Annotated in this window: 23 protein-coding genes; 15 read left to right on the top strand and 8 right to left on the bottom strand. The window is 60.9% G+C overall.

What is annotated here, in order from left to right; genetic code table 11:
* Positions 1–152 precede the first annotated feature (152 nt).
* On the bottom strand, positions 153–1,673 hold the full coding sequence (locus tag OC605_RS04650; RefSeq protein WP_262136410.1) for an aldehyde dehydrogenase family protein: 1,521 nt from the start codon (positions 1,671–1,673) through the stop codon (positions 153–155).
* 302 nt (positions 1,674–1,975) lie between these two features.
* Between OC605_RS04650 and OC605_RS04645 the strand changes: the two genes are divergently transcribed.
* The 4 genes from OC605_RS04645 to OC605_RS04630 all read left to right on the top strand — a co-directional run bounded on the left by OC605_RS04645 (position 1,976) and on the right by OC605_RS04630 (position 6,428).
* Positions 1,976–3,889 carry a sigma-54-dependent Fis family transcriptional regulator gene (locus tag OC605_RS04645; RefSeq protein WP_262136409.1) on the top strand — a complete coding sequence of 638 codons (1,914 nt, stop codon included), beginning with the start codon at positions 1,976–1,978 and terminating at the stop codon, positions 3,887–3,889.
* Between the two features lie 268 nt (positions 3,890–4,157).
* Positions 4,158–5,507 (top strand): UDP-N-acetylmuramate:L-alanyl-gamma-D-glutamyl-meso-diaminopimelate ligase, encoded by a 1,350-nt coding sequence (gene mpl / locus OC605_RS04640; RefSeq protein WP_262136408.1) that lies wholly within the window; start codon positions 4,158–4,160, stop codon positions 5,505–5,507.
* Entirely contained in the window at positions 5,504–6,151 is a 648-nt protein-coding gene (gene ubiX, locus OC605_RS04635; protein ID WP_262136407.1) for a flavin prenyltransferase UbiX, read from the top strand. Before mpl ends, ubiX begins: the two co-directional genes overlap by 4 nt.
* Positions 6,144–6,428 (top strand): YceK/YidQ family lipoprotein, encoded by a 285-nt coding sequence (locus OC605_RS04630; RefSeq protein ID WP_262136406.1) that lies wholly within the window; start codon positions 6,144–6,146, stop codon positions 6,426–6,428. The genes ubiX and OC605_RS04630 overlap by 8 nt, the downstream gene beginning before the upstream one ends.
* A gap of 131 nt (positions 6,429–6,559) precedes the next feature.
* Here the strand turns inward: OC605_RS04630 and OC605_RS04625 are convergent, their stop codons facing one another.
* The 3 genes from OC605_RS04625 to OC605_RS04615 form a co-directional block, all read right to left on the bottom strand.
* The gene (locus tag OC605_RS04625; protein WP_016773010.1) at positions 6,560–7,201 is read right to left on the bottom strand and encodes an oxidoreductase; all 642 of its coding nucleotides are present in this window, start codon (positions 7,199–7,201) and stop codon (positions 6,560–6,562) included.
* Positions 7,202–7,228: 27 nt separating this feature from the next.
* Positions 7,229–8,956, bottom strand: a complete 1,728-nt coding sequence (locus tag OC605_RS04620; RefSeq protein ID WP_262136405.1) for a C13 family peptidase — start codon at positions 8,954–8,956, stop codon at positions 7,229–7,231.
* Between the two features lie 102 nt (positions 8,957–9,058).
* Positions 9,059–9,514 carry a MaoC family dehydratase gene (locus OC605_RS04615; RefSeq protein WP_016773011.1) on the bottom strand — a complete coding sequence of 152 codons (456 nt, stop codon included), beginning with the start codon at positions 9,512–9,514 and terminating at the stop codon, positions 9,059–9,061.
* A 194-nt stretch (positions 9,515–9,708) separates the two neighbouring features.
* On the opposite strand from OC605_RS04615, the gene OC605_RS04610 reads away from it, so the two are divergent.
* The 5 genes from OC605_RS04610 (at position 9,709) to OC605_RS04590 (ending at position 12,366) form a co-directional block, all read left to right on the top strand.
* The gene (locus OC605_RS04610; protein WP_016773012.1) at positions 9,709–10,071 is read left to right on the top strand and encodes a CidA/LrgA family protein; all 363 of its coding nucleotides are present in this window, start codon (positions 9,709–9,711) and stop codon (positions 10,069–10,071) included.
* On the top strand, positions 10,071–10,787 hold the full coding sequence (locus OC605_RS04605; protein ID WP_016773013.1) for an LrgB family protein: 717 nt from the start codon (positions 10,071–10,073) through the stop codon (positions 10,785–10,787). Before OC605_RS04610 ends, OC605_RS04605 begins: the two co-directional genes overlap by 1 nt.
* A 10-nt stretch (positions 10,788–10,797) precedes the next feature.
* Entirely contained in the window at positions 10,798–11,388 is a 591-nt protein-coding gene (locus OC605_RS04600; RefSeq protein WP_186568839.1) for an LON peptidase substrate-binding domain-containing protein, read from the top strand.
* 114 nt (positions 11,389–11,502) lie between these two features.
* The gene (locus OC605_RS04595) at positions 11,503–11,733 is read left to right on the top strand and encodes a hypothetical protein (RefSeq protein ID WP_262136404.1); all 231 of its coding nucleotides are present in this window, start codon (positions 11,503–11,505) and stop codon (positions 11,731–11,733) included.
* Between the two features lie 72 nt (positions 11,734–11,805).
* Positions 11,806–12,366, top strand: a complete 561-nt coding sequence (locus OC605_RS04590; RefSeq protein ID WP_262136403.1) for a hypothetical protein — start codon at positions 11,806–11,808, stop codon at positions 12,364–12,366.
* Positions 12,367–12,534: 168 nt separating this feature from the next.
* On the opposite strand, the gene OC605_RS04585 is transcribed toward OC605_RS04590, so the two are convergent.
* From OC605_RS04585 to OC605_RS04570, 4 genes are all read right to left on the bottom strand, one after another.
* Complete coding sequence (locus OC605_RS04585; RefSeq protein WP_262136402.1) at positions 12,535–16,020, bottom strand: calcium-binding protein; 3,486 nt, start codon at positions 16,018–16,020, stop codon at positions 12,535–12,537.
* A gap of 67 nt (positions 16,021–16,087) precedes the next feature.
* On the bottom strand, positions 16,088–18,046 hold the full coding sequence (locus tag OC605_RS04580) for a hypothetical protein (RefSeq protein ID WP_262136401.1): 1,959 nt from the start codon (positions 18,044–18,046) through the stop codon (positions 16,088–16,090).
* Positions 18,047–18,370: 324 nt separating this feature from the next.
* Positions 18,371–19,687 (bottom strand): bifunctional DedA family/phosphatase PAP2 family protein, encoded by a 1,317-nt coding sequence (locus OC605_RS04575; RefSeq protein ID WP_262136400.1) that lies wholly within the window; start codon positions 19,685–19,687, stop codon positions 18,371–18,373.
* Between the two features lie 152 nt (positions 19,688–19,839).
* Positions 19,840–20,565 carry a DNA-3-methyladenine glycosylase gene (locus OC605_RS04570; protein ID WP_130888570.1) on the bottom strand — a complete coding sequence of 242 codons (726 nt, stop codon included), beginning with the start codon at positions 20,563–20,565 and terminating at the stop codon, positions 19,840–19,842.
* A 177-nt stretch (positions 20,566–20,742) separates the two neighbouring features.
* On the opposite strand from OC605_RS04570, the gene OC605_RS04565 reads away from it, so the two are divergent.
* The 6 genes from OC605_RS04565 to rodA all read left to right on the top strand — a co-directional run bounded on the left by OC605_RS04565 (position 20,743) and on the right by rodA (position 26,790).
* Positions 20,743–22,014 (top strand): glutamate-5-semialdehyde dehydrogenase, encoded by a 1,272-nt coding sequence (locus OC605_RS04565; protein ID WP_262136399.1) that lies wholly within the window; start codon positions 20,743–20,745, stop codon positions 22,012–22,014.
* Entirely contained in the window at positions 21,983–22,705 is a 723-nt protein-coding gene (gene nadD / locus OC605_RS04560; protein ID WP_024014451.1) for a nicotinate-nucleotide adenylyltransferase, read from the top strand. The genes OC605_RS04565 and nadD overlap by 32 nt, the downstream gene beginning before the upstream one ends.
* A 72-nt stretch (positions 22,706–22,777) precedes the next feature.
* Positions 22,778–23,272, top strand: coding sequence for a ribosome silencing factor (gene rsfS / locus OC605_RS04555; RefSeq protein WP_016773024.1), 495 nt, complete (start codon positions 22,778–22,780; stop codon positions 23,270–23,272).
* Between the two features lie 9 nt (positions 23,273–23,281).
* On the top strand, positions 23,282–23,749 hold the full coding sequence (gene rlmH / locus OC605_RS04550) for a 23S rRNA (pseudouridine(1915)-N(3))-methyltransferase RlmH (protein ID WP_011063671.1): 468 nt from the start codon (positions 23,282–23,284) through the stop codon (positions 23,747–23,749).
* Between the two features lie 10 nt (positions 23,750–23,759).
* Positions 23,760–25,655: a penicillin-binding protein 2 gene (mrdA, locus tag OC605_RS04545; RefSeq protein WP_071173699.1), complete on the top strand. Its 1,896-nt coding sequence runs from the start codon at positions 23,760–23,762 to the stop codon at positions 25,653–25,655.
* A 31-nt stretch (positions 25,656–25,686) separates the two neighbouring features.
* Entirely contained in the window at positions 25,687–26,790 is a 1,104-nt protein-coding gene (gene rodA / locus OC605_RS04540; protein WP_262136486.1) for a rod shape-determining protein RodA, read from the top strand.
* Positions 26,791–26,803: the final 13 nt, after the last annotated feature.

Raw genomic sequence — 26,803 nt, 5'->3', positions numbered from 1 at the left:
TTTTATTGGCCCGGCTACAGCCAGGAACCTGATCGTTCCCACGCTCTGCGTGGGAATGCAGCCCGGGACGCTCGGCGTCCCTTCGAAACCGAACGCGGAGCGTCCGTTGAGGCATTCCTTTGCTGCGCGTGGGAACGATCAGCATCGCAAGATCAGAAGAATCCCAACGGATTGATGTCGTAGCTCACCAGCAGGTTCTTGGTCTGTTGGTAATGGTCGAGCATCATTTTGTGGGTTTCACGCCCGACGCCGGACTTCTTGTAACCGCCGAACGCGGCATGCGCCGGGTACAGGTGGTAGCAGTTGGTCCATACGCGACCGGCCTTGATCGCCCGGCCCATGCGGTAGGCGCGGTTGATGTCGCGGGTCCACAGGCCGGCGCCGAGGCCGAACTCGGTGTCGTTGGCAATCGCCAGGGCTTCGGCTTCGTCCTTGAAAGTGGTGATGCTCACTACCGGGCCGAAGATTTCTTCCTGGAACACGCGCATCTTGTTGGTGCCCTTGAGCAGGGTCGGCTGGATGTAATAACCAGTGGCCAGGCTGCCCTCGAGTTTTTCCACCTTGCCGCCGGTCAACAGTTCCGCGCCTTCGCCCTTGGCGATTTCCAGGTACGAGAGGATCTTGTCGAATTGCTGCTCGGATGCCTGAGCGCCGACCATGGTGTCGGTGTCCAGCGGGTCGCCGCGTTTGATCTGGCTGACTTTCTTCATCACTGCCTGCATGAATTCGTCATAGATCGATTCCTGCACCAGTGCGCGGGAAGGGCAGGTGCACACTTCGCCCTGGTTGAAGAACGCCAGCACCAGACCTTCGGCGGCTTTCTCGATGAAGCTCGGCTCGGCCTGCATGATGTCTTCGAAGAAGATATTCGGCGACTTGCCGCCCAGTTCCACGGTGGATGGGATGATGTTTTCCGCCGCGCATTTCATGATGTGCGAGCCGACCGGGGTCGAGCCGGTGAAGGCGATCTTGGCGATGCGCTTGCTGGTCGCCAAGGCTTCGCCGGCCTTTTTACCGAAGCCTTGCACGACGTTGAGCACGCCCGGCGGCAGCAGGTCGCCGATCAGTTCCATCAGCACGCAGATGCCCAGCGGGGTTTGCTCGGCAGGCTTGAGTACCACGCAGTTACCGGCGGCCAGTGCTGGCGCGAGTTTCCACGCGGCCATCAGCAGCGGGAAGTTCCACGGAATGATCTGGCCGACCACGCCCAGCGGTTCATGAATGTGGTAAGCCACGGTGTTGCCGTCGATTTCCGCAGCGCTGCCTTCCTGAGCGCGCAGGCAACCGGCGAAATAACGGAAATGGTCAGCGGCCAGGGGGATGTCGGCGTTGAGGGTTTCGCGGATGGCTTTGCCGTTGTCCCAGGTTTCGGTGATCGCCAGCAGTTCGAGGTTTTCTTCGATGCGGTCGGCGATTTTCAACAGGATCAGTGAGCGCGCCTGCACGGAAGTGGCGCCCCACGCATCGGCAGCGGCGTGGGCAGCGTCCAGCGCCTTGTCGATGTCTTCGGCGGTGGAGCGAGGGAATTCGGCAATTGGCTGGCCATTGACTGGCGAGGTATTGGTGAAGTACTGACCTTTGACCGGCGCGACGAATTCGCCGCCGATGTAGTTACCGTACTTGCTCTTGAACGAGACTTTGGCGCCGTCAGTACCGGGGTGGGCGTAACGCATGATGATGTTCTCCTTGGCTTTGTACTTATTAGAGAAACGCGCAAGTGCGCTTGCTATAAGCGTAGAGCAAGGCTCGGGCCACTGCCGCGCAGAGCAGGCAAATCAAGGGCTTGGCCGGTTTGTCTCGGACGAATGGAGTGGCGCTGTGACGGTATCGGTACAGCGCGGGTGACAGTTTGTACCGCTTGCGGCACAGCCCGTGACCGGACGGTCTTGCCGGCATTGCAATGCCGGAGCCGCTGGAGGATGCTGGGCGTCACCTCATGCTTTGGGCCGTCGCGCCCCGGGGAGAACAATAAGAAATGCACGACAACCATTTGAGTCGCCATGCCCGCCAGGTTCTCACCGTCACCCAGGGCAAACCGCACCTGCACGGCCCCGGCGCCGATCCATCGATCGCCCGTTCGTGGCTGCGTTGCCTTGAGGACTATCACCTCGATCCTTCTGTGACCATGGCGCCGACCGTGCTCGAGCATGGCCGGGTGCTGGAAAGTCGCGAACGTCTGCAACAAGTGCTGCAAATTGCCGGCACCGAGATGAGCAGCCTGCATCAGCAACTCTCCGGCGCCGGCCATGCGGTGCTGCTGACCGATGCGCGTGGGGTGATCCTCAATTGCGTCACCGCGCCGGCCGAACGCAAGATTTTCGAGCGCGCCGGGCTCTGGCTCGGCGCCGACTGGAGCGAAGCCTGCGAAGGCACCAACGGCATCGGCACCTGCCTGGTGGAGCGTCAGGCGCTGACCATTCACCAGGACGAGCATTTTCGCGGCCGCCACACCGGGCTGACCTGTTCGGCGAGCCCGGTGTTCGATCCGCACGGTGAATTGCTGGCGGTACTTGATGTGTCTTCGGCGCGGCCGGACGTCTCGCGGCAGAGCCAGTTCCACACCATGGCGCTGGTCAATCTGTCGGCGAAGATGATCGAGAGCTGCTACTTCCTGCGCTGTTTCGACAATCAGTGGTTGCTGCGTTTCCATCTGCAGGCCGAGTCCGTCGGCCTGTTCAGTGAAGGGCTGCTGGCGTTTGACGGCGAAGGGCGGATCAGCGCAGTCAACCAGAGCGCCCTGAACCTGCTCGGGCATATTCGCGGTGGTTTGCTCGGTAAACCGGTGGAAGCGTTTTTCGATTGTTCGCTGGATGACCTGCTTGGTCGCGCGAGTGCCAACGCCAGCGCCAGTTGGCCGCTGCGCACCCGTGATGGCCGGCATCTGTTTGCCGTGTTGCGCGGCGAATCGCGCAAGCCGACAGCCATTGTTCCAACGCCAATCGCTACTCCAGCGCCACGCCTGTCCGGCATCTGCCTCGGCGATGAAGCGTTGCAGGCGGAATTTCGCAAAGCCCTGCGCGTGTTCGAGCGCGACGTGCCGCTGTTGATCAACGGCGAAACCGGCTCGGGCAAGGAGGCGTTCGCCAAGGCTGTGCACCAGGCCAGCCAGCGCTGCGGCAATGCCTTCGTCGCCCTCAATTGCGCGGCCATTCCGGAAAGCCTGATCGAGAGCGAACTGTTCGGCTATCGCGGCGGCAGCTTCACCGGCGCACGCAAGGACGGCATGCGCGGCAAGCTGCAACAGGCCGATGGCGGCACTTTGTTCCTCGACGAAATCGGCGACATGCCCTTGGCGTTGCAGACGCGCTTGCTGCGTGTGCTGGAAGATCGGCAAGTGGTGCCGATTGGCGGCGAGCCGCAAGCGGTGGACGTGCGCATCATCAGTGCGACGCACCGCAATTTGCTCGAGCGGGTCGAGGACGGCAGCTTTCGCGAGGATCTGTATTACCGCTTGAACGGGCTGGAAGTGGCGTTGCCGGCGTTGCGCGAGCGCAGTGATAAATCGCAGTTATTGGATTTTCTCCTGGCCGAGGAGGCCGGCGGCGAAACGATTCTGATCGACGAACCGGCGCGGCAGGCGTTGTTGGCATTCAACTGGCCGGGCAATGTGCGGCAGTTGCGCAATGTCCTGCGTACGCTGGCGGCGTTGTGTGATGGCGGGCGGGTCGGCGTTGAGGATTTGCCGGTGATGATTCGGCAGGCGCGGCCGGCGGCTGCGTCGGCGCAGATTGCCGCCCAGCCACTGGACGATGCCGAGCGTCTCGCATTGCTCAATGCGCTGGAGCAGGCGCGGTGGCATATGACTCGTACCGCAGAGCAACTGGGGGTCAGTCGCAATACTCTGTATAGAAAGCTGCGCAAGCACGGCATTGAGCGGCGTGTCAGTTAAAGGCCCTCACCCTAACCCTCTCCCAAAGGGAGAGGGGACCGACCGCGTTGAATGAGCGTAAGTCGCCAGTCTGAAATATTGAGGCGAACTCACAATTTGAACGCAGCCCCTCACCCCAGCCCTCTCCCTTGGGAGAGGGCTGGGGTGAGGGGCTGCGGTCGAAAAACGAACCCGAGATGTAGCGGCCTACCCGTGCGCAGACTTCAGCTAAAGAGTGCCATTTCCCCCTCCCTACGCTAACCTGCGGCCATGTTTTACGAGGTCGACTATGCACATTCATATTCTGGGTATCTGCGGGACTTTCATGGGCTCGATGGCGGTGTTGGCCAAAGAGCTGGGCCATCACGTCACCGGCTCCGACGCCAACGTCTATCCACCGATGAGCACGCAGCTCGAGGCCCAGGGCATTCAGCTGACGCAGGGTTATGACCCGGCACAGCTCGATCCGGCGCCGGATCTGGTGGTGATCGGTAATGCCATGTCCCGTGGCAACCCGGCGGTGGAATATGTGCTGAACAAAGGCCTGCCGTACGTCTCCGGCCCCCAGTGGCTGGCTGACCACGTGCTGCAAGGGCGCTGGGTGCTGGCCGTGGCCGGTACGCACGGCAAGACCACCACCAGCAGCATGCTCGCCTGGGTGCTGGAGCATGCCGGCATGAGCCCGGGTTTCCTCATCGGCGGCGTGCCGCAGAATTTCTCGGTATCGGCGCGCCTGGGCGGTACGCCGTTTTTTGTGATCGAGGCTGACGAATACGACAGCGCCTTCTTCGACAAGCGCTCGAAGTTCGTCCACTACCGTCCGCGCACCGCGATCCTGAATAACCTTGAGTTCGATCACGCCGACATCTTCCCTGATCTGCCGGCCATCGAACGTCAGTTCCACCACTTGGTGCGCACCATTCCGAGCGAAGGTCTGGTCATCCACCCGACCACCGAGCCAGCGTTGCAGCGCGTGATCGAGATGGGTTGCTGGACCCCGGTGCAAACCACCGGCGCCGGCGGTCAGTGGCAGGTCAAACTACTGAGCGAGGACGGCTCGGCGTTCGAAGTAATGTTCGAAGGCGTGTCCCAGGGCACAGTCGAGTGGGAGTTGACCGGTCAACACAACGTTGCCAACGCCTTGGCTGCTCTGGCCGCAGCGCGTCACGTTGGCGTGGTGCCATCGATGGGCATCGTCGGGTTGAGCGCGTTCAAGAACGTCAAACGGCGTATGGAGAAAGTCGCCGAGGTGCGCGGCATCACCATTTACGACGACTTTGCCCATCACCCGACCGCCATCGCTACCACCCTCGACGGCCTGCGCAAACGCATCGGCGACGCGCCACTGATTGCGATCATCGAGCCGCGCTCCAATTCGATGAAGCTCGGCGCCCACCGTGACGGTTTGCCGGACAGTGTGGTCGATGCCGATCAGGTGATCTGGTATGCCCCGGCCAACCTCGGCTGGGACCTCGGCGCCACCGCAGCGTTGTGCACCGTGCCGTCCATCGTCAGCGATTCCCTGGAAGGCATCATCGAGCGTGTGAAGAGCCAGGCGCAGCCCGGTACTCACGTGGTGATCATGAGCAACGGCGGCTTCGGCGGCCTGCACGGCAAGCTTGCCGAGGCGCTGCAATGAATACTTTTTCCCAGGCCGGCGGTCCGGAACGCATCACCCTGGCGATGACCGGCGCCTCGGGCGCGCAGTACGGTTTGCGCCTGCTCGATTGCCTGGTGCGCGAGGATCGCGAAGTGCACTTCCTGATCTCCAAGGCTGCGCAATTGGTGATGGCCACCGAGACCGACGTGTCGTTGCCGAACAAACCGCAGATGATGCAAGCGTTTCTCACCGAATACACCGGCGCCGCAGCCGGGCAGATTCGCGTGTACGGCAAGGAAGACTGGATGTCGCCGGTAGCCTCCGGCTCCGGCGCGCCGGCAGCCATGGTGGTGGTGCCGTGTTCGACCGGCACGCTGTCGGCGATTGCCACCGGCGCCTGCAACAACCTGATCGAGCGCGCGGCTGACGTCACCCTGAAAGAGCGCCGCCAGTTGATTCTGGTGCCGCGCGAGGCGCCTTACTCGAGCATTCATCTGGAGCACATGCTCAAGCTGTCGAATCTGGGTGTGACGATTCTGCCGGCCTCGCCGGGCTTCTATCATCAGCCGCAGACCATCGATGATCTGATCGACTTCGTTTTGGCGCGGATCCTCAATCTGCTCGGCATTCCTCAAGACATGCTGCCGCGCTGGGGCGAGCATCACCTGAGCAGCGATGAATAAGCTGCTGGTGATTGTGCTGGCGCTGCAATTGGGCGGGTGCGCCACCGTGCGCACGCTGGATGCGGCCAAACCCGGCGCACCGGTGGTGTACGCCGGCACGCGGCTGGATTTGTACGCAATGAATGGTGGATGTTGCGCGATGGATCGGTTCGGTGCCGAGGCGCCGAGTCACCCGGGCGTGGACCTGCCGGCCAGCGCGTTGCTCGATACGCTGTTGTTGCCGTTGTCGTTGCTCACCGTGATTGGCGTCGGATTCCAGGCGACAGGTGGTTTGTAGGGGCGCGCACAACCTCTGTGGCGAGGGGATTTATCCCCGCTGGGGTGCGAAGCGCCCCCCCAAAAATTATAAAAGCGACGACTGCTGCGCAGCCGAACGGGGATAAACCCCCTCACCACAAAATCCCGGCATTATTTGCCTAACTTTCGCAGTTCATCCGACTCGATCACCCGCACGCCATCCTGTTCTTCCAGTGCCAGGCGCCACATCGCTCGGGCCAACTGGCACGCTTCGATGCCGTGATATTTCCCCGGAATCAGCTTCGACAACGGCCCGGCGAGTTGCTCAACCAGACGCGGTTCGGTGCGTTCGCCAAGCAACAGCGAAGGTCGGCAAATGGTCAGTTGCGGCCAGTTCTGCGCGCGCAGGGCCTGTTCCATTTCACCCTTGACCCGGTTGTAGAACACCGAGGAATTCGGATCGGCGCCAATCGCGCTGATCACGATCAGATGCCGCGCGCCCATCTCCCGGGCGCGCTTGGCAAACGCCACGACCATGTCCAGATCCACCGCGCGAAAGGCTTCTTCGGAGCCGGCCTGTTTGATCGTGGTGCCGAGGCAGCAGTAGGCGATATCGACCCGGCCACTGAGCTGCGGCAGAAACGCCTGCGGGTCGCCGACCGGGTTTTCCAGATGCGGATGCTCGGCCAGCGGCCGGCGTGAAGGGGCGAGGACACGGGTAATGGTTGGCTCGTTGAGCAAACGGTCGAGCAGATGTTCACCGGTCAGTCCGGTGGCTCCGGCAAGCAATACGTGCTGAGGCGTCAAGTACATAGTGTCTCTCCCTTGATACTGTTCAGCTTAGTTGCCTTTTTTCGCCGCGTCGTGCAATGCGCTGCTTTGCAACGCTTTGCGCGCCTGCTGTTTTCGCAGCAGTTGCCAGTGCGACAGCACGGTTTTCGGCGCCCAGATCTGCGGCTCCGAGGCTTCGAAGCCGTCGGCCAGTTCACGTTCGGCAACAGTGGCCTTGGCCAGTTTGAAAGCCTGCTCCAGATCATCAGTCTGGTTCAGCGCCTGGGCGAACAGCGCGTCGCCGAAGTAGGTGAAGTTGGCTTCTTCCGAGCAACCGAACGACACCCGATCGGCGCGCGAGGCGGTCATGATCAGCGTGCGTTCGTCTTTCAGCGCCGGGATGAAACCGCCGGAATAGCACGAAGAAATCACGATGACCTTGTCGCGATGCTTCAGCGGCGCGAACACGGCGGCGAGTTCATCGGCGGGCAGGTCGGCCAGTTCCATGCGCGGCTGATCGAGCACCAGTTCATGCTCGGCGGTGCCGTGGCTGGTCAGATAGATGAACAGCAGATCTTCCGGCCCGCTGCGTTCGGCAAGGGCTTGCGCGGCGCGGCGCAGGTTTTCCCGGGTGGCCATCGGCCGGTCACCGAGATGATCGCGATGATTGACCAGACGAATCTGGCCGAAGGCGCCGAAGCGCGTATTGAGCATGTTGGCGACGTAATCGGATTCGCGCAGGAATACGCTTTGCTTGCCGTCGCCGCCAAGGGTCAGGGTGTACAACTCGACTGCCGGAGTCGAAACAGGGATCGCCGCCAGCGCCTCGTCGAGCAAACGACCTTGGGCGAGCAAGCCGAGTTCGAGGGTGTCGGGCAGCAATTTGCCGTCGGCGTCGCGCACGCGCTGGCCATTGATCCAGGTGCCGCTGAGCACGCTGCCATCGGTCAGCACCAGAGTACCGCGTCCTGAATAGCTGTCGTTGTCGAAGCCGCCTATGTAGAAGCTGCCATCGGCGAGGTTCAAACGGCCCTGACCGGTGAAGCGCCAGTCATTGAACACACCGATGTAATGGCTGCCATCGGCACCGATCAATTCGCCCTTGCCGGTCAGCGCGCCTTCCTTGAACTGGCCGAGCCAGACGTCGCCGTCGGCGTTCTCGTAGCGTCCCTTGCCGTGCAGTTGATTGTTCTTGAAGCCGCCGACGTAGATATCGCCGTCGGCGCTGTTGTAGGTGCCGTTGCCTTCCAGTTGGCCGTTGACGAAATGCCCGCTGAACGAATTGCCGCTGGCATCGCCGCGCTGGCCTTCGCCGTTGGGTTTGCCGTGGGCGAACTGGCCTTGATAGGAGCTGCCGTCGTCCAATTCCAGACGGCCGAGGCCGGAATACTGGTCAGCCTTGAACTCGCCGCGATAGGTCATGCCGTTTTCTTTCAGCGTGCCTTCGCCATCGCGCCGGCCCTGCTTGAAGCCACCGCTGTAACTGCTGGCATTGGTGCTCAGGCTGCCCTGACCATCGAACAGCCCTTGCTGGAACTGGCCGCGATAGACCTCGCCGTTGCTGCCATGCCATTCGCCCTGCCCGTGCCACTGACCCTTGTCGAACTCCCCGGCGTACCAGCTGCCGTTGGGGTAGTCGACGCGGCCCTGACCTTGCAGCAAGCCGTCGACCAGTTCACCGCGATAGCGACCGCCATCGGGCAGGCGCGCATCCGGCGGCAACAGCGATTCGCCGTCGCCGCAAGCGGTGAGCATCAGGGTCAGGGCAAGGGGTGCAAGTCGAGCGATTGAGCGCATAGCGGGATCCGGGCAATTAGGCGACCGAGTATGCCGCAGCTATGCGTCGCATATATACAGACGTGACGCGAAACAGCGTGCGCTGCTTCGCATCCGGGATGATCAGACGAAGCAGAGTGACAGCGGCTCGGCGATGTAGGCCGGTTTGTCCGAGCCTTCTATCTCCAGTGTCGCGGTAGCCTTGAGCAACCACTGGCCGGGTTTTTTCTCGGTCACTTCGACCATGTCGACCTTCAGTCGGACTTTCGAGTTGACCTTGACCGGCTGGATGAAACGCACACTGTCCAGGCCATAGTTGACGACCATCTTCACGCCTTCGGGCAGCACAAGGATGTCTTCCATCAGTTTCGGCATCAGCGACAGCGACAGGAAACCATGGGCGATCGTGCTGCCAAACGGCGTTTGCGCAGCCTTGACCGGATCGACGTGAATGAACTGAAAATCACCGGTGGCTTCGGCGAACAGGTTGATGCGCTCCTGATCGATGGTGAGCCATTCGGAACGTCCAAGTTCCTTGCCGACATAATCTTTGAGCTCTGCAACGGGAACATAGGGCATTGAGACTCTCCTTGGGTTCATCGGTTTTATAGTTTTTCAGGGGGCGGATTTGACCGGCCTGCGAACCACTGTAGATCATCATGGCGATTTGCTCAGGTCAACCGACCATGCTTTTGGCGAATGCCGGTCCATAGCGCCGGCATGCTTATAATGTCGAGCCCCTGCTGGCTGAAAATGTAAGACGGAGATGTCGGATGTTGTTACGTGGCCTGACCCTGCTGGTGCTGTTCCAATTGCTTGGCACCGCGCTCAATCATTTGCTGTTGCCGATATTGCCGGGGCCGATCATCGGGCTGCTGCTGTTGCTGGTGTTCCTGATCATTCGCGGTGAAGTCGGCGAGCCGTTGAATCAGGCAGCGGGCAGTCTGCTGCGTTATCTGCCGTTGCTGCTGGTGCCGCCGGCGGTGGGCGTGATGGTGTATGCCACGGCGATTGCTGCGGATTTCTGGGCGATTGTCGGCGCGCTGGTGGTCTCGCTGATCCTGTCGATGGCCTTTGCCGGCGTGCTCATGCAGCGGCTGGTCAAACGTCACGCGCCGCCGGCGGAGGAGTCCTGATGCTGTTTGACTGGCAAGGCGCGTGGGCGTCGGTGATTCATCATCCGCTGTTCGGCATCGGCATCACCCTTGGCGCCTATCAACTGGTGCTGGCGGCGTTCGAGAAAACCCGCTGGATCTTTCTGCAACCGGTGCTGGTCTCCATGTTGTTGGTGATCGGTGTGCTGGTCGGCTGCGGCCTGACTTACGCGGAGTACCGCAAGAGCACCGAGATCCTCAGCATTCTGCTGGGGCCGGCCACGGTGGCGCTGGCGGTGCCGCTCTACTTGAATCTGCGGCGCATCCGCCAATTGTTCTGGCCGATTTTTACTACGCTGGTGATAGGCGGGGTCGTGGCCACAGGCATGGGTGTGGCGCTGGGCTGGTGGTTCGGTGCCGATCACATGATTCTGATGACCATGGCGCCGAAGTCGGTGACCTCGCCGATCGCCATGCTGGTCGCCGAGCAGATCGGTGGCGTGGCGGCGCTGGCCGCGGTGTTCGTGCTGATCACCGGGGTGATTGGCGCGATCTTCGGCCCGGCGCTGCTGACCCGCCTCGGCGTGCACAGCCCCGAAGCGCGCGGCATGGCGCTGGGCATGACCGCGCATGCGGTCGGCACGGCGGTGGCGATGCAGGAAAACGACGAGTGCGGCGCGTTCGCCGCGCTGGCAATGAGTCTGATGGGCGTGGCCACGGCGGTGTTCCTGCCGTTGGCGGTGTCGATGGTGGTGTAAGGAAATGTCTATGAGTCTGCCGCTTTTTCCGCTGAACACGGTGCTGTTCCCCGGCTGCAACCTCGATCTGCAGATCTTCGAGGCGCGCTACCTCGACATGATCGGCCGCTGCATGAAGCAGGGCGTCGGCTTCGGTGTGGTGTGCATCCTTGAGGGCAGCGAAGTCGGTGTGGCACCAGAAGGTTTCGCAATGGTCGGTTGCGAGGCGCGGATCACCGATTTCGAGCAACAGGACAACGGCCTGCTCGGCATTCGCGTGCAAGGCGGACGGCGCTTCACTGTGCTGCGCACCGAAGTGCAGCGCGATCAACTGATTCTGGCCGACGTCGAGTGGCTGGACGATGAGCCCGAGCAACCCTTGCAGGACGAGGACGCCGACCTGGTCGCGCTGCTCAAGGCGCTGGCCGAACACCCGATGGTCGAGGCGTTGAACATGGGCACCGAAGCCGCCGGGCAACAGGCGCTGGCCAATCAGCTTGCCTATCTGTTGCCTTTTGCCGAAGAGGACAAGATCGAACTGCTGCAACTCGACGACCCTCAACAACGGCTCGATGCAATCCAGGCGTTGCTGGACGAGTTGCAGGGCGAGTTGTTTGCCTAGTTGCACTCTGAATCAACTCAGGGCACTTGCCAGCATTGTTTTGCTTTGGTCTTTATCTTAGTTTCAGGTTGTCCGCAGGAGGCGGGCGATTTGAACAAGAATAAGGATGAAAGCATGACTGTATATGAAGATGAATGGGAGTTCTGGGACGATATTGCTGGCAAGTATATTTTGAAAAATGCCGGTACTGATCATAACGCCGGCCTCGTTATCGAGGCGGCAGCAAATTATGCCGATCGTATGGTAATAGCCCGGCGTAAACGGAAATCTGAAAAGGTTCCTGACGGCGAAGTTTCGCGGATGTCGGCAACAGCCACAATCGTCGCGGACGCAACCATTGTTTGATTATTTTCTTTTTCAGTATTTATCTGCCGTTGCAACTGAGTCACGGCAGGACGTTTATCGGTGGGTAACTGTATGTCTCTAGCGAAAATAAATAATAAAGCTTTCACGGCGAATCTTTATCTGGATGGCCGCCCGATAGTCCTCAATCAACAACGTCTGCAACGGGTGTTGCAAGACAAGCGGATAACCCTGGGCGAAAAACTGGAGGCCGAAGTAGGGCTGGCGAGCCTGCGGGCATCCAGCTTCATCACGCTGGCTGACCATGAAGAAGATGATCCGCTGGTATTGAAATTTGTTCCTCAGGGTGACTATTACGCAGTCCACCTGATGCATCCGGGCGCGTTTGACGGTGCGCGAATGTTCATTGAGGACAAGACCCATAACCTCTTGGCAAGCACCAGTGCTCCGGTGCAGTACTTTTCGGTCAGTACCTACGGTGCGCCGAAGGCTTCCCTCAACGATATCGCTTCCGGTCCGGCACTTATCGAGTTGAACAGCGAGCCGAAGGACAAGCCGCTGTATCGGCAGTCGAGCGATGACATGAGTTCGTTTCTGGACACAGACCCCAATGTTACAGGGCATAATGCCTTTAACAGCAAACCTGCACGATTCGTGATCAAAGTCGTCAAATAACGTAGAGCGGCAGATTCATAAAAAGGCGCCATTCATTTTCAATGATTGGCGCCTTTTTTCATGGGCGGTAGTGTTCGGCCACAGGCCAAGTCACATCATTGGAACAAATCAGGTGCCAGTGGGAAGGCAGATCCACACTGGCACGTTGTTGTACCGCGCAGCGCTTGGTCAGATTTCCTGGCTGGCGATGAACAAACTTTCGCGGCTCAAGCGCGTCTGCGGATCAGCCCCCAAATTCCAGTAGTTGCGTACCGAGTTGTAAACCAGCGTGCCCAGTGTGCCGGGCTTGTAACCGATGTGGGTCACGTAAACCCGAGCAGCCAGTTCGTTGCGTTGTTTGTGCTGCTCAATGTCCGCCAGCAACGCATCGATGCTGGCGTAGCCACGCGCATCGATAACGTACAGCTGCAACACCTCAAACAGCAGCGAGACTTCGTAAATATTGCCCGCGGACGTCACCACGCTGACGGATTCCACAGGCGTGTCATCGTCGATATCCGGCAGTTCAATGGTGACGCTGGCAATGCGCAGGCGATTGCCGTCGAGCTGGATATGGTCGCGGGTGACGGTTTCGCTCAGTCTGCGGGTGAACAGATTCCACGTTGACGCATTGGATGTTTTCGCTGCAGCGCCCGGAGTGCCCAGGCGCACGATGCAGTTGCTGGCCAGATAGACATCGTAGGTCGCGCTTTGGCCCTCAAGCAGATAGATGCCGGTATGCGTGCGCGGCTCGATCACCACTTTGCTCGCCCGTGCAGTTAGTGCCGGTTTCTCACTGACCAATGGCCGGGTGAACAGGTAGTTGCCGTTGCGCCTTTTCAACCAGCTGCGCGTGCTGACCAGCCGCGTACCGGGATTTTTCGCATCCTCTTCGTAGTCCAGACTCGGCAGTTGCAGGCGGTACGAGACTTCATCCTGCATGACCACCACGATGTCTTGCGCCAGTAATGGCGTGGTGACTTTCAGACTGTTGCGGCCGCTGTAACCCGTGGCCGCCGCGATGGTCTGTATCACTCCCTTGAAGGCGACGACTTTGGAGGGCAGCAGAATCGACAGGCATATATTGGTGTAGATCAGGTGGGTATTGCCCCAAACGCCTGTGCGCATTTCGACGTCATAGCTGAGCACCGCGTCGACGATTTCGCTGTTCTTGAAATCCAGATAAATGGTGCTGTTCGTCGCAGCGGCATTGGATGCGGCAACGAATTCGACCCGGCGATCAGTGCGTGCCACGAAATATCGCCCCAGCCCCTGACTGTCAATCTTCACCGTGCCGTCGTTGACGATGGCCGGGGCGGGTGCCGGCCGACCATTGATGGTCACGGCGACTTCGATGTCCTGACTTATAGCTTCGCCTGGCTGAGCAGGTAACAGCGCCAGCAATTCATATTCATCCTGGGTGCGGAACAGCCAGCGGGCGTTTTTCAGTTGGCGCTGGCCGGCCACTTCTTCGTAGACGTCCGCCAGCGTCAGCACATGCTCGGGCTCGGTGCCATCCTTGCCACGCAACGAGCTGACCACCAGCGACGTACCAATGATCTGCCAGCGCTGGATGACCGCCCTTGGCCAGCCGAACTCGATCACGCTCGAGTGTTCGCCGTCCTCGATGATCGTCGCGCGCGCGTTGGTGTTGGCGATGTAATAGCGATCCTCGCCACTGCCGCCCTCCACCTGACACTGAGTGCCGAAAATGGCAATGGTGTCGTTGCCGTCGCCAGCGCTTATGCGGTCGTATCCGTTGGCGGAAATCTGATTGGCGCCGGCGGTGCCGGTGACATGGCTGCTGCCCTTGCGCAGGGTCGAGACGTTCTCGAATGAAGTGAGGTGCGCAACTTCGATGCCTTCGGCCGTCGGGTCCAGACCACGCAGGGTGACTTTGCCGGTCTGCAGGTTGATGTCATGGCCGATGTGCCGTGTGTCGGTCGTTGGCCGTTGGCCTTCGAAGGTCACGAGGTCGGCGCCGGCTCCGCCATCCAGCACGTTGATATGGGCCGGTTTGTCCGAACGATCCAATTCCTGATTGGTGACTTGGTGATAGAAGGCGTCGTTGTGGTCGCCGCCGGTCAGCGCTTTATGGTCGTCGCGATAGGTGAACAGATTGGGCTGCGCCTTGACACCCGTGACGCGATCATTGCCATCGCCAAGCTGCCAGAAAACACCTTTGCCTTCACCCGCGCTGCCGCTGACCTTGCCTTTGAGATCGGCGGGCAAGCCATGAGCCGCATCGATCAGATCGTCTGCGCCGACGATTACTGCCTGGCTGTCCATTTTGAAGGGTTTCTGCCCGGTGCTTTCGTCCCACACATAACGCCAAAGTTTGACGGGCTGCAATTCGGTGCGGAAGGCACCGTTGACCACGTGTTCGATGGAGTTTTTGTAGGCGCCTTCGAGCATGTCTTTCGCCGACAGCTCGAGCTGTTTTTCGTGATCGCGATAGCCTTTGGAAAGCTTGAAGCGATCCATGACCTCCGTGTCCAGCTCCTTGCCGGTGAAGGCGAACCAGCCGGAGCGCAGGCGTTCGAGCGCGGTCAGCTCGATGTAATCATCAATATCGTCAACGACTCGCGCGGCCTGATAAATCATCGAGCCGGCGATCAGCAACGCTGCTGCGGCGAGACCGACGGGGCCGGCGACACTGCCGAAACCGGCCAGTGCGGCGACGCCCAGCACCAGGCTGATGGTCGCACCGGCGACACTCAAGCCGCCACTGACGTAATGATCCTGAGCCTCTTTGCCTGAGGTGGCGGCGGCAGCGTTGAACGATTTCACGGCATCGGCAATGTCGAACGGCAAGGTAATTGCGCTGGCGAACATCCCCGCACCGCGGCTCATGTATTTGCCCACCGACGTCAGCGGGAAATATTTGAAGACTGTGCCGCCGTGGGTGAGCATCGCCTGACCTGTCTTGGTCAGTCCTTGCTCGATAACCAGTGAGCCGAGTTCGGCGGCAATCGAGCTGCCCTGGAAAATCGCCTCTAGCTTGTCGCCCTTCTTGATTGCGTCGGTCATGGCCATGTAACCGCTGTAAATACCGAAGGCCTGCAGACCCACGCCGGCGCCACTGAGCAAGTAACTCTTGTTCTTGTTGACCCAGCCTGGCGAATTTTCGAAGGCATCGACGCGATGGATATGGAGCTTCTGCGCAGCCTTGCCCAGTTGATTGAGGCGATCGGTGCTACTGCCGGCATCAATCGGCGTGTCGCTGACGAACATCGGCCCGGCACCGATGGAGCGTTTGCAGGCGATCTCATAGAACAGCATCGCCGCCACGCCGCTGTCCGGGACGTCGGCGGACTGCAAACGCGATTGGACTTTCGCCGATTCAAATGTGAGTCCGTCGAGAAAATCCTGATCCGGGACTTTCATGTCGGTATTCGCCGGGCCGATCGGTTGACCGTTGATCGATGCGCCCAGTGCCTGCAGTTCGACTCGACTGGCCACATACTCGCCGATGCGCAACGGACCGTAGTATTTGTCGAGAGATTTCAATGTCTGCTGTTGCGAGGTGTCAGCAGGTTTCCCGACTGCAGGAGAAGGCAGATCGGCGAGATTGCCCGTTGCGGGTGCGTGGGCATTGGCCGAGGCATCAATGAGCGTGACCTGGAGCAGGCGCACATTGGAAATATGCGCGGAAGGTACGATGAGTTTCGACACGTCTTAGTCCTTTAATGGTGTGTATGAAGAGCCGGTTTCCTTACCGGTGGGCTTTCAGCTCTATGTGTCAGGGCCAGACGATGTCGTGGCCGAATTCGCTCTTGTTGCCCGAAAGCCTGACGATGGGCAGGGCCGCTGCCTCGACCCGGTCGATCAGTCGGTCATATTCGAAATGGTTGGAGTGCCCGGCATGGGTTGCCGCTTCGATGCGTTCAGCGTTGCCTCCCGCCATGTCGTTGATGTCTGCCACCCTCGCGCCTTTGGTCTGGTCGCTATTCAACAGCCAGATGCGCTCGGCACTCAGCCCGCTGCGAGTGACTGAAATCAGCCCCTCGAAATCATCGGAGGGGAACCACGTCGGCGGCGTGTCACGGGCGCTGGCGTTGAACATCATGTTTTCTTCGTGGGGGACGACTTCGAGGTTCCGAGTGTCGAGGGCGTAGACGAACATTTCCGTCTGCCGGGTGCGCCTGGACCGGTAACCGCGCTCGTGATCCCACGCCACGGGGCTGGCCGGGTCAGACCAGTCGGAAGACGAACTGCTCGGCGAATCGCTGGCGTCGCTGGCAACACTTTCAGAGTCACTGTCAGCGGCATCACGCCCCGGATATTTATGCGTCTGGCTATTGAAGCGCAGGTATTCGGGATCGGGCTCGCGGGCATACATCTGGCCTTCCTTGAGGCTGAACGTCGCGCTGATCGGTTTGTGCGTGGTGGCGCCGGGTTCATGGTGGTAGCGCGGCAGCATGGTGCCGTCGTTTGCCAGTTCGAACGGGGTGCGCTCGTCACCGCGAAACAGCGCAGGGACGTCGGTGCGGTACAGGCAGTTGTTCTTGTTGCGCAAGTAACCGAGCTTCTTCAACAAGGCTTCACGTACCTCGGGGGTCAGACTGTTTTCGGCGTGATACCAGTCGTGGCGGGCATTGCGCTTGAGGTTGAGCTGTTCGAGCGCATCCCTGGCGAACTGCTCAAGGCGTTGCGGGTTGGCGACGTCGGCGAGCAGGCGCTTGTGTGCTTGCGCCCATGCCGGTATTGCCAGCTGGTTTTTCATGTCCTGCTGCAGGCGCCTCAGTTGATCGGGCAGCAGGTTGTAGGATTGCAGAAACGTCTCACGTTCTCTCAAAGTCATGGCCGGACGCAGCCAGCGCAGGGAATCACGGAGCAAGTCCGTGAGCGGGTTATCCGTACTCGCGGGTTCGGCCCATCGCGGTGCTTTGCCGCTGGTTTCGGCTTCGCCGCGAAAACGTGCAATGTCCTGCCCCTGCAAGCCGTACAGCTGCCAGATTTCATGGTCGGTCCACTGCTTGAGATGAGCGGGTTGTGCGTCGAAACCACCTGCCGGAGGATCGACCCGCAGCAGATTGCCGTACGCGTCTCTGAAGGCAAATTGCGTGTCGGCCTCGTTCGACGCCAGAAGCGGCTGCATTTCGTAATAGCCCTGAGTGTCCGGCGAACGCCAGGACTGGCGGTAGCGGCTTTGATCGATGGGTGTCGCCACCGGCGATGTGCGCGGGCGCTTGGCGGCGGGCTGTTCGGTGAGACGCCAGGTCGAGCTATCGGCATTTTTATACAGCCGCGGGCCGGAGGGCACTCGCTCGGTCAACAATTTGCAGCGCCAGACACCGGACTGATCCAGCGCGACGTGAGTGGTTTTCACCGCGCCTTCATACTCGACATCGACAAACCTTCTGCCGACGATCCAGCGAAGGCCGTCAGCGTCCGCTGGATGCATGCCGCGCACAAATGCATCGGACAACCAGTATTCAGGCACTGAACTGTGAGGCCGGGCGGCATCGGCCCCTTGTGTCGACATCTGGAAGGTTGCTACGGCAGGTGTGCGTGATTGCTGACCGGCGAGGTGGAGGTCGATAGCGTTCATCGCTGCCAGATCATCCAGACCGGGTGTGCGAAAAACGTGGGGAATGCCCAGATCGAACGGCGTGTCGGATCGATCCGTGCGAACAATGGCTGAATCAGGCTGATGTGAAGTGGTTGTTGGCGGCTTGCGAGGTAGTTTGGGGCTCATGAATTACTCGGAACTTGATTATGTAAAAAAGCAGTGACTGGAAGTTTCAATGTTTCGTTGTTTGGACTTATGAAAGTGCCAATCTCGTTATAACTGCGGTTGGCCAATCTAACTGCTTTTCATCAATAGGAAAGTCCGTCTGAGCAAAAGCGGAGGGGATTATGTAACGTCAGTTTTGTATTTGTTTCGGGCAGGGGGTTTGTCTGGTTTTAACTGAGAAAGTTAACCGGGCGGGAGTAATTAGGTGTAGGTAAATAACGCCGCTCTTGTCGGAAACTTCCTAAAGAGCGGCGTGGGATAAACAGGGCTTGAAAGTTGCCTTTTTCAGTAGGCGTAACGCAATAGCGTATGGGGCAAGTGGCGCAGCACGAAGAAGCCGAACAGGGCAATCATGGACGGCAGGATCAGCCACCAGATCTTGAACGGCATCGGATTGAGCGACGTCTGCCGCTGGCTCAGCCACAGCGTGGCGGCACAGATGCAGCTGGCGAGCATGGCACCGGCGAGGATGTCAGTCGGCCAGTGCGCGCCCAGATAGACCCGCGACAGAGCGATTGCCAGTGCCGGAATGCACGCGATCAGCAGCCAGGTCAGACGCATGCGCGGCGGCTGGCCGCGACCGGCCAGTACGCCCAAAGTCAGGAACAGAGCAAAGGCGCCCGAGGCGTGACCGCTTGGCATGCTGTAGGTGGTCAATGGATCGCTGAGCACTTCCGGGCGTACCCGGGCGAAAAAATACTTGGTGCCGGTGTTGGCCATGGCGGTGATCAGCATGGTGGCGCCCGCGAACATTGCCTGGCGCCACTGCTTGCACAGCAACAGCAATATGACGAGCAGGGCGCTGAACAGCAGCATGTTGCGGAATTCGCCGATCAGGGTCAGCGTCACGGCGATTTCATCCAGCGCTGGCTGGCGATGTTCCTGCACCAGAGTCATCACACCGTTGTCGAGCGCGGTCAGGTACGGATAGCCGATGAACAGGCCGATCAGAATCAACAGGCTCATGCTGCCGATCCAGATCGTCGCACGCCGATGGCGACGTACGCTGCTGTTGACGCTCAGGCCGACCATCACCGCAATGCTCGCGGCGACAATCCCGGCTTGCAGCCAGAAACCTTCAGGCAAGGGCAGGCGGAACGCCGCGCCCGTGGCCCAGCCCGGCAACAGATAAGCCAGGCTCCAGCCAGCAGCGGCCAGCAGGCTGACGGCGAAGAAACGCGGGAAGGGCATGTCGCACATCCCGGCGACCATCGGCAGCATCGGCCGCAGCGGGCCGATGAAACGCCCGACCAGCAGGCTGGCGATGCCATAGCGCTGGAAGTACGACTCGGCGCCGGCCATCCATTCCGGGTGATGGCGTAGCCCGGGGAGGCGGCGGATGTTCTGGTGGAAATGGCGGCCGAGGAAGTAGGAAATCAGGTCGCCAAGAATGCCGCCAAGAAAGCCCAGCAGCAGCGTTTCGCTCAATGACAGCGCGCCGCTGCCGGCCAACACCGCCACGGCAAACAGCAACACCGTGCCCGGCACGATCAGCCCGGCGATCGCCAGACATTCCACGCACGCCACGATGAACACCGCTGCGGCCAGCCACTGCGGATTGGCGCCGAGCCATCCGGTGATGCTATCGAGCCATGGGCCCATACAGAAAAACTCCATTCATTCTTTAAGTAATTGTTACGCGGTTGACTGCTGACCTGTGGGAGCGAGCCTGCTCGCGAATACGCTGTGTCAGACGATAGAAGCGTTGGCTGGCACGACCCCTTCGCGAGCAGGCTCGCTCCCACAGGGGGACATCATTCATTGACGGATGCGGCGTCGGTTACGGGAAGCAAAATATAATCCCGGCCTTCGACCTGACCCCGTCGCAGCGGGTTCCGCGTGCACCATTGCGCATACGCAGCGTCAACGAAGCGATACATCAAGTGTTCATCGCGGCCCAGCGGGATGCCCAGCCGAGTGGTTTGAATAATCTGCGAGGGTGCCGGTCCCGCGTCCTCGACCAGCAACAACTCATGATCGAAACGCTTGGCGTCCCACATCGGTACTTTCAAACCCAATGCCTTGCACAACAACGTCTGCCCGGCGCACAACTTCTGCGTCGGCCGCGGTCGCCCCTGGGCATCGGGATTGTTCAGCAGCATCTGCGCCAGACTCGCCGGGCCGCTGACCTCGTCGACCCACGGATAGGCGGATTTGATCAGCACGGCATTGCCCGGACCTTGCGCACTGAAGTTCAGCGAATCACCGCCGCGGGCGTAGTACATATAGATGTGGCCGCCATCCAGAAACAAAGCCTTACGCTTTTCTGTGTAACCGAGCGAGGCATGACTGCCTTTTTCCGCGAAGTAATAGGCTTCAGTCTCGATGATTCGCGCACTCAGCCACAGATCACCGACGCGATGGCGGATGACTTTGCCGAGCAGCGCCTGCGCCAGAACCTGGGCGTCGCGGTCGAAAAAACTGTCCGGCAGGCCCACGGGCAGGCGCGCGGACTCGGGGCAAAGGGGCACGTTGGTCATGATGGGCAAGGTTTATCCAGGCTCAAGAGGTCGTGATGATAACAACGCTGAGCTTAATTACGTCTGAACGACGGGCAAACGCAGCTCATTTCGACCATCCGCCCGTCACCGCTGTTAGTCCCGGGACGCGACAGCTATAATCTGCCGCTTTCCTCTTTGCCAAGACCCCAGCAGACCATGACTGAGTCCGTTCTTGACTACATGACCCGATTGGGTCGCGCCGCCCGCGCTGCCTCCCGGGTCATCGGTCGCGCCAGCACCGCGCAGAAAAACCGCGCCTTGCAGGCTGCCGCCAATGCTCTGGATGCTGCACGCGCCGAGCTGGCCGCAGCCAATGAGCTGGATCTGGCTGCCGGTCGCGCCAGCGGTCTGGAGCCGGCGCTGCTGGAACGTCTGGAACTGACCCCGGCACGCATCGACGGCATGATCGTCGGCTTGCGTCAGGTCGCTGCACTGGCGGATCCGGTCGGCGCGATCCGCGACATGAGCTTCCGTCCGTCGGGCATTCAGGTCGGCAAGATGCGCGTGCCGCTGGGCGTGATCGGGATCATCTACGAATCCCGTCCGAACGTGACCATCGATGCCGCCAGCCTGTGCCTGAAGTCCGGCAACGCGACCATCCTGCGCGGCGGCTCCGAGGCGATTCATTCCAATCGCGCGATTGCCGCGTGCATTCAGCGCGGTCTGGCCGAAGCCGAATTGCCCGCCGCCGTGGTGCAAGTGGTCGAAACCACTGACCGTGCCGCTGTCGGCGCGCTGATCAGCATGCCGGAATACGTCGACGTCATCGTGCCCCGTGGCGGTCGTGGCCTGATCGAACGCATCAGCCGCGATGCCCGCGTGCCGGTGATCAAGCATCTGGACGGCATCTGCCACGTTTACGTCAGCGAACACGCCGATCTGGCCAAAGCGCAGCGCATCGCCTTCAACGCCAAGACCTATCGTTATGGTATCTGCGGCGCGATGGAGACCCTGCTGGTCGATCAGGCTGTTGCCAAGGATTTCCTGCCGTCGATGGCCGCGCAGTTCCGCGACAAAGGCGTCGAGCTGCGCGGTTGCGAGCGCACCCGGGCGATCATCGAAGTGGTCGCGGCCAGCGAAGACGACTGGCACACCGAGTACCTGGCGCCGATTCTGTCGATCCGTGTGGTCGACGGTCTGGAGCAGGCGATCGAACACATCAACCATTACGGCTCCCATCACACCGACTCGATCGTCAGCGAAAACCTCGCCGACACCCGCCGGTTCGTGGCGGAAGTCGACTCGGCCTCGGTGATGATCAACACGCCGACCTGCTTTGCCGATGGATTTGAATACGGATTGGGTGCCGAGATCGGCATTTCTACTGATAAGCTGCACGCCCGCGGCCCGGTCGGGCTCGAGGGGCTGACCTGCGAGAAGTACATCGTGGTCGGTGATGGCCAGTTGCGCGGCCAGGCGACGGTCTGACTTGACCGACCTCGACCTGACAGCGCCGCACACCGGCAGCGAGTCGCGCCCGCAACGCATTGGCGTGCTGGGCGGTACGTTCGACCCGGTGCACATCGGCCATTTGCGTGGCGCGCTGGAAGTTGTCGAAGCGCTGGCGCTGGATGAGTTGCGCCTGATGCCGAACGCGCGCCCGCCACATCGCGGGACGCCGCAGGTGTCGGCGCAGGATCGGCTGGCGATGGTCGAGTGCGCGGTGGCCGGATTGCCGCCGCTGGTGGTGGACGCCCGCGAATTGCAGCGGGACAAACCGTCCTGGACCATCGATACCCTGGAGTCGCTGCGCGCAGAGATGCCCGCCGAGACCCAGGTTTTTCTGCTTTTGGGCTGGGACGCATTTTGCGGCCTGCCCACTTGGCACCGCTGGGAAGAGTTGCTCCAGCATTGCCACATCCTGGTGCTACAGCGCCCGGACGCCGACAGCGAACCGCCGGATGCCTTGCGCAACCTGCTGGCAGCGCGTTCGGTGAGCGACCCGCTGGCCCTGAAAGGGCCGAGCGGACAGATTGCATTCGTCTGGCAGACACCGCTCGCGGTTTCCGCCACCCAGATCCGTCAACTGCTGGCCAGCGGTAAGTCGGTACGTTTCCTGGTGCCCGACGCGGTCCTGGCCTACATCGATGCGCACGGTCTGTATCGTGCGTCGAACTGAACAAGGCGTGCTTCACTGATACGAATCACCGTATCCCCAAGCCGCCGAATACATGAGCAAAACGAGTTACATATGACTGATAAAGATCTACCGAAAGTAAAGCGCAAAGGCACGTTCAAGAGCGCACCACTGCCGGAAGCCGTCAACACCAACGAGCCGCTCAAGGGCGACGAACTGGTCAAGATTGCCGTCGCTGCGCTGGAAGACGTCAAGGCCCAGGACATCCAGATCATTGATGTGCGCGACAAGCAGAGCATCACTGACTACATGATCATCGCCACCGGTACCTCCAATCGCCAGATCAACGCGATGCTGGACAAGGTCCGCGAGGAAGTGAAGAAGCAGGGCGCCAAGCCACTGGGCGAAGAAGGCAAGGGCGACAGCGACTGGGTTCTGCTCGACCTCGATCTGGTGATCGTGCACATGATGACTGCCTCGGCGCGTCAGTTCTACGACCTGGAGCGCCTGTGGGCCGGTGCCGAGCAAAGCCGTGCGGCCGATGCCAAGCACCACAGCCCGGAAAACACCCACGAGCATTTCACCAAGCTCAACAAAGACCAGTTCTAAGGGATCGCTGTGCGACTGCGCCTGATCGCCGTCGGTTCACGCATGCCCAAGTGGGTGGAAGAAGGCTGGCATGAATATGCCAAGCGTCTTCCGTCCGAGCTGGCGCTGGAACTGGTGGAAATTCCGCTCAACACCCGTGGCAAGAATGCCGACGTGGCCCGTTTCATCCGCCAGGAAGGCGAAGCCATGCTGGCCAAGGTCGGGCACAACGAGCGGATCGTCACGCTGGAGGTTCACGGCAAGCCGTGGAGCACCGAGCAACTGGCGGTCGAACTCGATCGCTGGCGCCTGGATTCGCGCACGGTCAACTTCATGGTCGGCGGCCCGGAAGGGCTGGCACCGGAAGTCTGTGCCCGCGCTGACCAGCGCTGGTCATTGTCGCCGCTGACCTTGCCGCACCCGCTGGTGCGGATCCTGATCGGCGAACAGTTGTACCGTGCCTGGACCGTGTTGTCCGGCCACCCTTACCACAAGTAAGCCTGCCCTCATGTCTCAGCCGATCCGCATCAAGGACCACGAAAAGGACGCCCGTCTGGTGCGCAGCCGTGTCGTGTTCGGTGCGATCGTGATCGTGGCGCTGATCTGTGTGCTGATCGCGCGTCTGTATTACCTGCAGGTGATCCAGTACGAGTACCACTCGACCCTGTCGGAAAACAACCGCGTCCATGTGCAGCCGATTCCGCCGACGCGCGGGCTGATTTTCGACCGCAACGGCGTGGTCGTGGCCGACAACCGGCCGAGCTTCAGCCTGAGCATGACCCGCGAGCGCTCCGGCGACTGGCAACAGGTGCTCGACGTCATCGTCGAGGTGCTGGAGCTGACGCCCGAGGACCGGGTGATCTTCGAGAAGCGCATGCGTCAGGGCCGTCGGCCGTTCGAGCCGGTGCCGATCCTGTTCGAGCTGACCGAAGAGCAGATCGCCCGCATTGCGGTGAACCAGTTCCGCCTGCCCGGGGTGGAAGTGGTCGCGCAACTGGTCCGGCATTACCCGCAGGGCGCGCACTTTGCGCACTCGGTGGGCTACATGGGGCGGATCAACGAGAAAGAGCTGAAGTCGCTGGATCCGGTCAACTACAGCGGCACCCACCACATCGGCAAGACCGGCATCGAGCGGTTCTACGAGCCGGAATTGCACGGTCAGGTCGGTTACGAGGAAGTCGAGACCAACGCCCGTGGCCGCGTGTTGCGGGTGCTCAAGCGCACCGATCCGATTCCCGGCAAGGACATCGTCCTGAGCCTCGACATCAAGTTGCAGGAAGCCGCCGAGGCCGCGCTGGGCGGGCGACGTGGCGCGGTGGTGGCGCTCGATCCGAAGACCGGTGAAGTGCTGGCGATGGTCAGTCAGCCGAGTTTCGACCCGAACCTGTTCGTCACCGGCATCAGCTTCAAGGCCTACGCCGAGTTGCGCGACTCCATCGACCGGCCGCTGTTCAACCGCGTGCTGCGCGGTCTGTATCCGCCGGGCTCGACGATCAAACCGGCGGTAGCGATTGCCGGTCTTGACGCTGGCGTGGTCACGGCTTCGAGCCGGGTGTTCGACCCGGGCTATTACATGCTGCCCAACTACGACCACAAGTATCGCAACTGGAACCGTACCGGTGACGGCTTCGTCGACCTCGACACGGCGATCATGCGGTCCAACGACACCTACTTCTATGACCTGGCGCACAAGCTCGGCATCGATCGGCTGTCGACCTATATGAACAAGTTCGGCATCGGCCAGAAGGTCTCGCTGGACATGTTCGAAGAATCCCCGGGCCTGATGCCGTCGCGCGAATGGAAACGCGCAACGCGCAAACAGGCGTGGTTCCCCGGCGAAACCCTGATTCTCGGGATCGGCCAGGGCTACATGCAGTCGACGCCGCTGCAATTGGCCCAGGCCACGGCGCTGGTGGCCAACAAAGGCATCTGGAATCGTCCGCACCTGGCCAAGTCCCTCGACGGGGTCAAACCAGTGGATGAAAACCCGATGCCGAACATCGTCCTGCGCGACCCGTCCGACTGGAACAAGGTCAACCACGGCATGCAGCAGGTGATGCACGGTGCCCGTGGTACCGCGCGCAAAGCGGCGATCGGCGCGCAATACCGCATCGCCGGCAAGTCCGGTACCGCGCAGGTGGTGGCGATCAAGCAGGGCGAGAAATACGACCGCTCCAAGGTCCAGGAACGCCACCGCGACCACGCCCTGTTCGTCGGCTTCGCCCCGGCCGATGATCCGAAAATCGTCGTGTCGGTGATGGTCGAGAACGGAGAGTCCGGTTCCGGCGTTGCCGCGCCAGTGGTGCGCCAGGTCATGGACGCCTGGTTGCTCGACCAGGACGGCCACCTGAAAGCCGAGTACGCCAGCCCTATCACTGCGGAGGCCCCGGCCCGTGATGAATAATTTCGATCGCATGCTCTCCAGCGAGGATGTGATGCGTCGCCGCGCGACGTTGCTGCAAAGACTGCATATCGATGGCCCGCTGTTGATCCTGTTGCTGATCCTCGCCGCCGGCAGCCTGTTCGTGCTGTATTCGGCCAGCGGCAAGAGCTGGGATCTGCTCGGCAAGCAGGCCACATCCTTCGGCATCGGCCTGGTGGCGATGATTGTCATCGCCCAGTTCGAGCCGCGTTTCATGGCCCGCTGGGTGCCGCTCGGTTACGTGATTGGTGTGATATTGCTGATCGTCGTCGACATCATGGGCCACAACGCCATGGGCGCCACGCGCTGGATCAACATCCCCGGGGTGATCCGCTTCCAGCCCTCGGAATTCATGAAGATCCTGATGCCGGCAACCATCGCCTGGTACCTGTCCAAACGCACGCTGCCGCCGCAGCTCAAGCACGTCGGCATCAGCCTGATGCTGATTGGCGTGCCGTTCATTCTGATCGTGCGCCAGCCCGATCTCGGTACCTCGCTGCTGATTCTCGCCGGTGGCGCCTTCGTCCTGTTCATGGGCGGCCTGCGCTGGCGCTGGATTCTCAGCGTACTGGCGGCGGCGGTGCCGGTGTCGGTGGCGATGTGGTTCTTCGTCATGCACGACTATCAGAAGCAACGGGTCCTGACTTTCCTCGACCCGGAAAGCGATCCGCTCGGCACCGGCTGGGACATCATCCAGTCCAAAGCCGCGATCGGTTCCGGTGGCGTATTCGGCAAAGGCTGGCTGCTCGGCACCCAGTCACACCTGGACTTTCTCCCGGAAAGCCACACCGACTTCATCATTGCCGTGCTTGGCGAAGAGTTCGGTCTGGTGGGGATTTGCGCGCTGCTGCTGATCTATCTGTTGTTGATCGGTCGCGGGCTGGTGATCACCGCTCAGGCGCAAACGCTGTTCGGCAAATTGCTCGCCGGCGCGTTGACCATGACTTTTTTTGTTTACGTTTTCGTCAACATCGGTATGGTCAGTGGCCTGTTGCCGGTCGTGGGGGTGCCGTTGCCGTTCATTAGCTACGGAGGAACTTCGCTGGTGACGCTGCTGTCAGCGTTTGGGGTTTTGATGTCGATCCATACCCATCGCAAGTGGATCGCACAGGTTTGAATAAGGTGAAGAG

It is taken from the genome of Pseudomonas sp. Marseille-Q5117, assembly GCF_946901175.1.
In the GTDB taxonomy this organism is placed as follows: Bacteria; Pseudomonadota; Gammaproteobacteria; order Pseudomonadales; family Pseudomonadaceae; genus Aquipseudomonas; species Aquipseudomonas iranensis.
The sequence above is the reverse complement of the archived record's forward strand: the minus strand, read 5'-3'. Positions and strand labels throughout refer to the sequence as shown.